The organism is Bacteroides caecigallinarum, assembly GCF_021530995.1.
In the GTDB taxonomy this organism is placed as follows: domain Bacteria; phylum Bacteroidota; class Bacteroidia; order Bacteroidales; family Bacteroidaceae; genus Phocaeicola; species Phocaeicola faecigallinarum.
This window is the reverse complement of the sequence record NZ_JADYTF010000128.1, coordinates 1-9,226: the sequence shown is the minus strand read 5'-3', so window position 1 is coordinate 9,226 and position 9,226 is coordinate 1. Positions and strand designations below refer to the sequence as shown.

At 45.8% G+C, this 9,226-nt stretch carries 16 protein-coding genes; 10 read left to right on the top strand and 6 right to left on the bottom strand.

Translation table 11 applies throughout. From position 1 onward, the window contains the following. The 7 genes from I6E24_RS13980 to I6E24_RS13950 all read left to right on the top strand — a co-directional run. A partial coding sequence (locus I6E24_RS13980) for a transposase (RefSeq protein ID WP_235328481.1) occupies positions 1-120 on the top strand: 120 nt, incomplete at its 5' end. Beyond that, positions 93-965: a hypothetical protein gene (locus tag I6E24_RS13975; protein WP_235329156.1), complete on the top strand. Its 873-nt coding sequence runs from the start codon at positions 93-95 to the stop codon at positions 963-965. The genes I6E24_RS13980 and I6E24_RS13975, both read left to right, overlap by 28 nt. Before the next feature lie 2 nt (positions 966-967). Then, positions 968-1,753, top strand: coding sequence for an IS21-like element helper ATPase IstB (istB, locus tag I6E24_RS13970; RefSeq protein ID WP_235329155.1), 786 nt, complete (start codon positions 968-970; stop codon positions 1,751-1,753). Beyond that, positions 1,740-1,958: a hypothetical protein gene (locus tag I6E24_RS13965; RefSeq protein ID WP_235329154.1), complete on the top strand. Its 219-nt coding sequence runs from the start codon at positions 1,740-1,742 to the stop codon at positions 1,956-1,958. Before istB ends, I6E24_RS13965 begins: the two co-directional genes overlap by 14 nt. 995 nt (positions 1,959-2,953) lie before the next feature. Beyond that, positions 2,954-3,256: a hypothetical protein gene (locus tag I6E24_RS13960; protein ID WP_235329153.1), complete on the top strand. Its 303-nt coding sequence runs from the start codon at positions 2,954-2,956 to the stop codon at positions 3,254-3,256. 12 nt (positions 3,257-3,268) lie between these two features. Beyond that, positions 3,269-3,445 carry a ribonuclease P gene (locus tag I6E24_RS13955; RefSeq protein ID WP_235329152.1) on the top strand — a complete coding sequence of 59 codons (177 nt, stop codon included), beginning with the start codon at positions 3,269-3,271 and terminating at the stop codon, positions 3,443-3,445. Between the two features lie 15 nt (positions 3,446-3,460). After that, positions 3,461-3,790 (top strand): molybdenum ABC transporter ATP-binding protein, encoded by a 330-nt coding sequence (locus I6E24_RS13950; RefSeq protein ID WP_235329151.1) that lies wholly within the window; start codon positions 3,461-3,463, stop codon positions 3,788-3,790. 123 nt (positions 3,791-3,913) lie between these two features. Here the strand turns inward: I6E24_RS13950 and I6E24_RS13945 are convergent, their stop codons facing one another. Further along, the gene (locus tag I6E24_RS13945) at positions 3,914-4,105 is read right to left on the bottom strand and encodes a hypothetical protein (RefSeq protein WP_235329150.1); all 192 of its coding nucleotides are present in this window, start codon (positions 4,103-4,105) and stop codon (positions 3,914-3,916) included. A gap of 356 nt (positions 4,106-4,461) precedes the next feature. On the opposite strand from I6E24_RS13945, the gene I6E24_RS13940 reads away from it, so the two are divergent. Next, entirely contained in the window at positions 4,462-4,842 is a 381-nt protein-coding gene (locus tag I6E24_RS13940; RefSeq protein WP_235329148.1) for a single-stranded DNA-binding protein, read from the top strand. Here I6E24_RS13940 and I6E24_RS13935 read toward each other — a convergent pair. Beyond that, entirely contained in the window at positions 4,773-5,126 is a 354-nt protein-coding gene (locus tag I6E24_RS13935; protein WP_235329147.1) for a hypothetical protein, read from the bottom strand. The genes I6E24_RS13940 and I6E24_RS13935 overlap by 70 nt on opposite strands. An 83-nt stretch (positions 5,127-5,209) precedes the next feature. Between I6E24_RS13935 and I6E24_RS13930 the strand changes: the two genes are divergently transcribed. Next, positions 5,210-5,524 carry a hypothetical protein gene (locus I6E24_RS13930; RefSeq protein WP_009317527.1) on the top strand — a complete coding sequence of 105 codons (315 nt, stop codon included), beginning with the start codon at positions 5,210-5,212 and terminating at the stop codon, positions 5,522-5,524. A 23-nt stretch (positions 5,525-5,547) separates the two neighbouring features. Beyond that, entirely contained in the window at positions 5,548-5,802 is a 255-nt protein-coding gene (locus I6E24_RS13925; RefSeq protein ID WP_009317526.1) for an LPD11 domain-containing protein, read from the top strand. Between the two features lie 82 nt (positions 5,803-5,884). Here I6E24_RS13925 and I6E24_RS13920 read toward each other — a convergent pair whose 3' ends face one another. The 4 genes from I6E24_RS13920 to I6E24_RS13905 are packed head-to-tail and all read right to left on the bottom strand — an operon-like array spanning position 5,885 to position 8,935. After that, complete coding sequence (locus I6E24_RS13920; RefSeq protein ID WP_235329145.1) at positions 5,885-6,511, bottom strand: DNA alkylation repair protein; 627 nt, start codon at positions 6,509-6,511, stop codon at positions 5,885-5,887. Between the two features lie 39 nt (positions 6,512-6,550). Continuing rightward, positions 6,551-6,958 carry a DUF2867 domain-containing protein gene (locus I6E24_RS13915; protein WP_235329143.1) on the bottom strand — a complete coding sequence of 136 codons (408 nt, stop codon included), beginning with the start codon at positions 6,956-6,958 and terminating at the stop codon, positions 6,551-6,553. A 52-nt stretch (positions 6,959-7,010) separates the two neighbouring features. Beyond that, positions 7,011-7,427: a hypothetical protein gene (locus I6E24_RS13910; RefSeq protein ID WP_235329142.1), complete on the bottom strand. Its 417-nt coding sequence runs from the start codon at positions 7,425-7,427 to the stop codon at positions 7,011-7,013. After that, positions 7,424-8,935 carry a Y-family DNA polymerase gene (locus tag I6E24_RS13905; RefSeq protein ID WP_235329141.1) on the bottom strand — a complete coding sequence of 504 codons (1,512 nt, stop codon included), beginning with the start codon at positions 8,933-8,935 and terminating at the stop codon, positions 7,424-7,426. The genes I6E24_RS13910 and I6E24_RS13905 overlap by 4 nt, the downstream gene beginning before the upstream one ends. Positions 8,936-9,226 lie beyond the last annotated feature (291 nt).

Sequence of the window (9,226 nt, the reverse complement as noted above, 5' to 3'; positions counted from 1 at the left end):
GGAATCAACAACAAGATAAAGGTCTTGAAGAGAGCGGCATACGGATTTAGGGATGAACGATACTTTGAGCTAAGGTTATATGCACTCCATGATTGCCGCATCACGCGAAATGTCGGATGAACCTTATTTTCTGCCGTCCTGCCGACCCGGAGAGCAAGGGCAAGGTTGAGAATGCCGTCAAGTATGTCAAACAGAACTTCCTTCTCAACAGGCAGTTCAGCACCATTGACAACCTCAATGCCGAAGCGGAAGCATGGTTGCGCAGGACAGGGAATGCCATGACCCACGGCACCACGCGCAAAGTCCCGTATGAGGAGTGGTGCAACGAATGCAAGGATCTTCAGCCTTATGTTCCAATGCTGGCAAGGCCTGCCGGCAACGAATATACCGTCATCAAGGACAACACAATCAAGTTCCATGGCAACATCTACTCGTTGCCACTTGGCACATACAAAGGTGACGGGACAAAGGTCTACACGACTGTAGACGGGGCAGACCTGATAATCAAAGACCGGTCCGGATGCGAGATTGCGCGTCACATTATCCCGGCCGGCTCCGGCATCAAGGTCCATAACAGGAACCATAGGGCCGACCGTTCCGTGAAAGTCGCAGAGTACAGCAGAAACGTATCCGAGCTCTTCACGGACAAAGGAGCCATAGCCATGTTCCTTGAAAAGCTGAAGGAGCGGTATCCGCGATACATGCGCGACCAGCTCATGTCCATACACTCGTGCTATACGGACTATGGGCAGCAGGCCTGCGATGCAGCCCTGGCCAGATGCCTGAAGAATCATCTTTATAGCGCCAACTTCTTCAAGGAGGCTGTCTCTGAACTTGCTGCGGTACGGAATGTCATTCCTGTAACTGTAAAGCCGCTGGGTGACGGCCAGAGCAGGATGATGGCCAATATCAATCCCGGCACATCAGACATAAGAACTTACGAGAGACTCTTCAAACAGGCATAGCCATGGAACATACTACCGATAAACTCACTGCCATACGCAGTTGCGCAAGGCGTCTCAGACTGTCAAGTCTGACCATGAACGCCGCAGAGGAGCTGGTCAAGGCCCAGACATCATCGCCAAGTTATGATGACTTCCTTCTGAATATCCTCAAGACAGAGGTCGAAGGCCGTGAAGCGCGCCAGAAAGTGCTCCGCTACAAGGCAGCACGGCTGCCGATGGACCATGACCTGAACCGCTATGACTTCTCCAAATACAAGGGACTGAGCCTTACACAACTGAACCAGCTCCGTGAACTGCATTGGGTGGAAGCCGGATATAACATCATGCTTGCAGGCCCCTCAGGTGTTGGAAAGACATACGTTGCCTCAGGTCTGTGCGCGGACGCTATAGAGCATGGCTATAAAGGTTACTTCAGAACGATGGAAAGCATCATGAACACCCTCAAAACCAGGGATGCCACGCCATATGCCAGAGTTGAATACCGGAACCTGTGCTCGGCGCAGCTGATTGTCATTGACGACCTGATGAACATCATTGTCAGCAGGGAGGAAGGAAACATCCTCTTCGCCTGGATCAACTCGGTGTATGAGTCTACATCCTTCATCATAACCACCAACCGGTCGCCTGCGGAATGGGCCACAACTCTCAACGACGAGGTGCTGGCTACAGCCATACTCGACCGCCTGCTTTACAAATGCGAACTCATCCAGCTCTCAGGGCCCAGCTACAGAATGGAAAACCGAAAGACAATCTTCAACAATATAGAACAGAACAATGAAAACAGATAACATACAGGCACTTAAAGATGCTCTTGCTGACTTCAGCAAGGCTGAAACCGAATATGACAACTATATAAATACCACTTGGGCAACCGATCCTGATGCAGAGGAAATGACCACTCAACTCATGGGGCTTATCATCACCTTTGGAGAAATACTGGCCGAGACCGTGGAGCATGTCATTGCAGACGAGACTGGTGTCCAATCTGTATAGAAGGGCGCGCAGTTGCAGTGAAGCGGGCTACCCCGCTTCACTGCAACACTTGTATCTTCATAAGAAAATCTTACCTTTGCAGATTGTGCAGTCTTGTTACCGAAAGTTGTGTATCGTTGTTACCGAAATCGGTGCATTATTGTTACCAAAATCTGAGCACTCCCGATTACCGAAATCTGTGCACTTCCCGTTACCGTTTACAAAAATAGGCATAACAAAAGAAAATACCTTTCCAAAAACTATTATTTTGCCATGTTTAAGTCGTTTTTAGTCAGTATTTTAGACTGTTCATAATTATAACTACCTGATAATCAAGAAGTTAGCTATTTGCCGATGCAGAAAGTGATAATAAAATATAAAGCATTTATAATAAACAACATAATTGTATTAGAATTTCTATTAAGGGACAAACTGGGGACAAAAAGTGACGCATAAAAAGAAAAAAAGAACAAGTGAGAGTATCAGTTTTGATTTCTACTGGTTATTTGATTCTTCTAATTTTAGAAGCAAAGTTATTATTTTCTGACATCATCTCAAAGAGATATTTTCTGTTTGCTATTTCTTAATTTGTCCCCAGGGACAAAACTAAAGATTAGCATAGAAAAATAGGTTTAGTTTGTTTTTTGTATATCTCTTCAAGTTCTAAACTAAACGATTGTTGCAGCCAAAAAAGAAAAACTCTTTATTCCCTTTTTTCTTTTCGCTGCAACTTACTTTTATACGACGATAAACATCTCCCGATACTTCGCACATCGACTTCCGGTCGTTCGATAAGAATCATGTCGCGAAGGTATTTGTCTTGCGACATTGTCTGCAAGGTCGAAGCCTGACGGTTCTTCCCAAAATCTCCACCTATGTCTTACACAGGTTGTATTTTGCTGTGAAACCTTGCTTGAATGTCTCACGACACCTTTTAATGCGCTATAATTTTAATCAAGCCCGAAAGTAGCGGATGCTACCAGAGGGAAGAAAAAGAAAACTTAAAAATTGAGATTATGGCGAATTATGCAACAAACCTTTTCCTTGCCAAGACCAAATGCAAGAAAGACATTGAAAGGATTAACGATTTCTTCATTGAGAATTTCTTTGACTGTGATATGGAGATGGCAGAGGATTACATTCAGGGAGAATTTTATTCCAAGTGGACTTATCCTGAAGGAATGATTGACAGACTGATTGAATCATTAGAGATGAGAAATGACATTTATATCCGTGTCCTTTCTTACAATTTTGAGGGCGGAGATGAGTATGCGGAGTTTCGGATTTTTTCAAATGGCATGTGGAACATCAAACGATAAAAAAAATAGATTATGTACGATATTGAAGAACAGTCCGACATCATAGGTAAGAACTGCACCTTGCTTAACCCGTACAAGGGTTATACAGAGGGAACTATTGTCGGCGACTATGGGAATAGAATCATCGTTTGTCTGACCAGCGGTAAAGAAGTATCCGAATACCGTGATGAAGTCATTATCCACGAATAAGCAATATCTATACTTATGACACAGATAGCAATCAAATTCGTCCAGTGGGAAGTCCCTGCACTGGTAACATTACAGAACAGTCGAGCGTACATACTCCGTGAAAGTCTCAATAACGGCGGAAAGTTGAGCAGAGAGGATAAGAATTGGCTCACCAGAGAAGTAAGAAACGGAACCTATTTCAATAAGGGCATAGCATTAGGTGGCTATTACTTTGACTTCTCTGATGTGCTTAAGCGGTATTTCGTCAAACAGTACGGACATATTTCCGAGTATTATGCCGTGGACAAAACAGCCTTGCGCTCCGTGCTGTACGGGAGAATAGAAGATATTGTCGAACTTAATTGACGGCAGCTTAATAAGCCGGTGTGGGATGTCCTGTGCCGGCTTATGCCGCCAATTACTCGGCTTCATCCTTTTATAATCTTTTTCTTTTGGCTGCACAACCTTTTAGAACACATTCCATTCGCATCAGGGTGACCCTGCCGCTTTCATCCGCAGTATGCCACCAGCCGCTTTTCCTTCTTTCTTCCCTCTTCCTCGATACTGCCGGAAATGACAGCCTCTTGCAACGCGGCACGATACCACTGTCGATTTTCCAGGCATAGCCGTTCCACGCAGGAAGCCTTTTCTGTCAGTTCCTGTTTTCTTCCGCAGCTCCATCTTCAAGCGGATTCTTATGCGGGTCTGGTGACTTCAGCCGACATTGGCAGGAATCGTGCCGCCCCTGTGACTTGCGATGCGTCCTCCCGAATCCGATGTCACTATGTGTTCTGCTTTTTCATAAATGCTTTTAGCCGAAGTCGCAATCATTTTCCGTTGCAAAGATAGTGTGCAGCCGGGAACGGCTGATGAGCCTTGACCAATGTCCAGCTGCGCAAATCTTCCTTTATCAAGCCTGCGGTTTTGGTAAACTAAAAATAAAGAGTATTTGCTGGCAGTCCTTGGTGCATCCCTTATCGGCACCTACTTTTCCAGCATCGTAAAATTGATTTTTTAACTTCTAAAAGCATTTAGTTATGAAAAAGATTGAGAACACATTCGCAGTGACAGGTTTCGTAGGACAAGACGCTGAGATCCGCAGTTTTGCCACCGCAAGCGTAGCTCGTTTCTCTCTGGCCGTAAGCCGTCAGGAGAAGTCAGGAGACCAGACCAGCAGGGTATCCGCTTTCCAGAATTTTGAAGCATGGCGTAAAAACGAAAACACAGATTCCTTCGACATCCTGACCAAAGGCACCCTGCTTACCGTGGAGGGCTATTTCAAACCTGAAAGATGGACCGACAAGGATGGCATCGAGCATAACCGCATCACGATGGTAGCCGTCAAGTTCTACCCGGCAGCAGAAAGGGAGGAAGCTCCTGTGGAGCCGGCAAAGAAAGCAAAGCGAAGCAGGAAATGACATCCTGCCTTCCGGTCAAAAGCGGCCTTCGGGTCGCTTTTTTTATGCTTCATTACATGACGCATCACAGCTTTTATAGTACCACAGAGCTCTGCTACTTTTATACTTATTCCTTTATCCGGCCGCAGTCCCATGCCCGTAACCCCGCTTATTGTTTCTGCAAATTTCGATTGCAGGCTTTCAGACCTGTCAAGGACTGCTTGCACTTGCTGACGGAAAATCTTCCTCGCCAATGAATTGGCGAGCGTATTTCCCGCATCCTCCTTGCCCGGTCTGGCCATCAATCCAGAGGCAGAAAAATAATCAGCCTTCCGGTACGAAATGGGACCAGAGGGAAAATAAAAATCAAACTTAAAATTGAAGCATTATGACATTCAGAGAATTTATGAGCGAGAACGGTTACACGGTACAGACAACCTTTTGGGAAGATTTCACAATAGCCGATCTGTTTGGGCTTTCGGCTATCCGGGACACATACAACCGTGCTTTCGAGGAATGGAAAGAGGACTACAAGTTTCTTACAGAGTTGGTTTTAGTCCTCAATCATAAGATATGGCAAAATTACAAGAGCCGCCCCGAAGTCGCAGCACTTTATAATGACCTTTGGGAGCAGGCAGACCGGTATGCAGTGGAGAATTTGAAGGATGACGAGTTGAGTTACTTTTTTGAAGTGACGGATTAAATGAATATCAAAAAAGAAAAGACATGACGAAAGAAGAAGTTTTACAGTATGACAAGAAGTTCCGCTATATGCTTTTGTCCCGAATGCAGTCAGATTGCGAGTATTATCTGAACTATGGCAACAGGAATCCAAAACGCCTGTGGGCTGGCGATGAACAGCGACAAATCGAGTACATGCTACTGTTGCACGACAGTTTCAAGGAGGACGAAAAACCGCAATGGCTGACAATGGATGAAATCCTCGACTACCAAAAGAGAATGACTGAACCAGCAGCCTGATATGAGAGATGCCGCAGCTGTCATGATGACGGTTGCGGCATTTGATGATGAATCGTTGCAACAGCAAATTCCTTTTATAATATCAAGGCTTCGATTCCATGAATTTTGCGGCGAGATTGTACACCTGTTTTATCTCTTTTGATGAAACATCCCACTTGTGGATTTCTTCAAAGACAAGTTCAGGATAATTCTTGCTGATGTCTTTCAGTGCATTGCCGATTGATTTTCGGACATATTCACTGCTATCCGTTTTCCTATCTGACAGCAGACGAATAACGACGGACGGATGATCCTTGAAATACGGACGGCTCGTCCACACCCGTAGTCCCTCTGAGGCTGCTCGGCGAACATTTGGATTTGTATCACTAAGCCAGCTGGCAATCAGAGGCAATGCGTTTTCATAGCCAATGAATTTGCAATGGTTGTCAAAAGCCATAGCCAAAATTTCTTGTACCTTCCAATTCTGATGTTTGCTCACAGTATTTCGCAGAAAATCCAAGGATTCGGGAATTTCATGTGCGGCATATCCAAGAAGGAAGATTCCTATTTCCTGTATCTGATAATTATCTGATTGATATAGAGTCATCCCCATTGTATGACATTCGCTGGAAGAATGTGAACTCCGGAACTTTTCAGCCTCTGATTTGACAATCTTAAGGCAGTCCTTATCCGGGATGACCTTATTTAAATATGATATGTAATCATCCATTTTAACTGTGTATTTGTAGTTTGTTAAACATCTTCAATTCTATCGTCTGTTTCTGATGATTCTATTCAATGCCATGCGGCATAATAATTTATGAAAAGGTTTTATGAAAAAGAAGTATATCCGTCCCAAAGCATTGTGAAATTTAACGGATGTGCAGATACTGATTGCCTGCTCCGATTTTACCAGCTCGCCACACTCAATCTTGATTTCAAGAAATAGATGCCTGTCGTCTTTTTTAATTTGTATGTGATTGGTGGAGTTTTCCGTTATAAGGTCGTTAAAGCCGTTACTGGCTTTCAGCCCGAGCCTTTTTACAATTTTATTCCGGATATTGAAAAGCAACCTTACAAGAGGAGGATAGTCGGAGAAAATCATGTCGTACACCTCCTGTGCCATAATCTGCTTTTTCGTACATACACTTATCGAATATTTGTCTATGTAATCCATTTTACTGTTTTTTATTGCAACATTGCACGTTTATAATTTGACAATACATTTTCTATTCGGTCAAAAAACATTCCCCATCAATGTCTTTAATACGGATAACAGGAATACCCGTGCCATCCTCGAACAGTAGAACCCCTTTGTCCGGCTCTACACTCTTGACAATCCCGGTCGCCGTATGATAACTTCCACCCTCTTTCTTATCATCAGGCACAAAATAAGTAACACTAATAGTCGGCTTTTCATCCAATGATTGCAGATAAGCCAGCTTCCTGTTCAGCACTTCAGCATCACTTTCGGACAGTTCCTGTTCCGTCTCCGTCAGCCTTGCGGCCTCTGTGATGGCTGCATCATGTCCGGTCAGGGCGGCAAAGGGGGCAAACTGGGCGGCACGGTTGTACATGGACATCTGCGGATGGCTTTTGGAAACGTGGTGCGGCAGGTCAATAATGTCGTCATATGGATGCTTCATGCCTTGTGTCCTCCTATCTGTTCATTGCGTTCCTTGGCAGTGGCGCCCTCATCATAATTCAGTCCTTTCAGAATGGCGTTCTTGCCGAACTGTTTCTTGATGTTCAGAATGGCCGTCTGTATTTGGCGCTCCTTGGCAAGCCTTTCCTTTTCTTCCCTCTGTTTCCTTTCCAGCGCTTCATAGTCTGTGAACAGGTCATACTGCACCGGAACCGGATTCTTGGCTGCCGTTTCTTCATCGACGACATGGTTCGTGGTCAGGTTGATGCGTCTCACCAACAGGTCGGAATTGACAATCCGGTCGAAAAGTTCCATGACAGCCTCGGATATGAGCCGTGCGGATGATGTCGGGCTTTCCAGATTGGCAGTGCCGTGTGCGTGCTTCGGAACTTTGCGGCCATAATGGTCTGTTGTTATCTCACCTTTATAGGTTGTCTGCATGTCCCCATTGGTCAGACTGGCTGTATCATAGCCGACAGTCAGCACAAGCTGGTCTGTCACCATCCTCTTGTCAAGCAGGTCGAGAGCGGCACTTTCCGCCATTTCCCGGACTACCACCCGGGCCTTCCGCACCGTATATGGTTCCTGGAGCACCTGACCACTGCTGAACGAGTTGGTTGACGGCCTATAGGCTTTTATCATTTCCATTGTACAAGGCTCCCAGCCCCAGGCATGGTCTATCAGCAGCTCGGCGTTGATGCCGAACAACTGGTACAGCAGCTCCTCGTTCTTAACGGACTGCCTTGCGATGTCGCCCATCGTGTAGATGCCGTATTGCTCCAACTTGTCGGCTATGCCTTTCCCTACACGCCAGAAATCCCTTAGCGGGCGGTGTGTCCACAGCTTCTGTCGGTAAGTCATTTCGTCCAGTTCCGCTATGCGCACGCCGTCCTTGTCCGCTGGGATGTGCTTGGCCTCGATGTCCATAGCCACCTTGCATAGGTACAGGTTGGTGCCGATGCCCGCTGTCGCCGTGATACCTGTCTGCCGTAGCACATCGCCGATTATCCTTCTTGCCAATTCGTGCGCCGAGACTCCATAGGTGGGCAGATAGGCTGTTACGTCCATGAACACCTCGTCGATGGAATACACATGGATATCCTCCGGGGCGATATAGTTCAGATAGATTTGATAGATGCGTGTGCTGTGTTCTATGTAGTAGGCCATTCTGGGCGGGGCGGCGATATAGTCCACCTCCCAGTCCGGATGCGCTTTCAGTTCCATGTCCGATACCGATTTTCCTGTCAGCCGGTATTCGTTTGTTTTTCTTTTGCGCTCGGCATTGACTGCCCTTAATCTCTGCTCGACCTCGAACAGTCGGGCGCGTCCCGGGATGCCGTATGCTTTCAGCGAAGGGCTTACGGCAAGGCAGATGGTCTTTTCCGTCCGGCTTCTGTCGGCCACAACGAGATTGGTCGTGAGCGGATCAAGCCCACGCTCCACACATTCGACCGATGCGTAGAACGACTTCAGGTCGATAGCGATGTATGTCCTGCCCGTATTCTGCATGTCCCTTCGTCCAATGGGTTATCGGTCTCTCCGGTAGTCTGACTCTCTGAAACCGCCCCACAGTCCCTTGAGGATTTTCCCGACCACCCAAAATACGGCTATTATCACCAAAATCTCCATAATCGAATGATTTGTATAACCATATAATTATGTGATTATATAGTTAAGTAAGTGATCTAAAATATTTTTATATTCAGCATAAATTATTAATATTGTCTCATGATATTTTAGAAATTGAATCATGAAACATATAAAAGTGCTTGAATTGAGTGAGGCTGATCGCCTCAAACT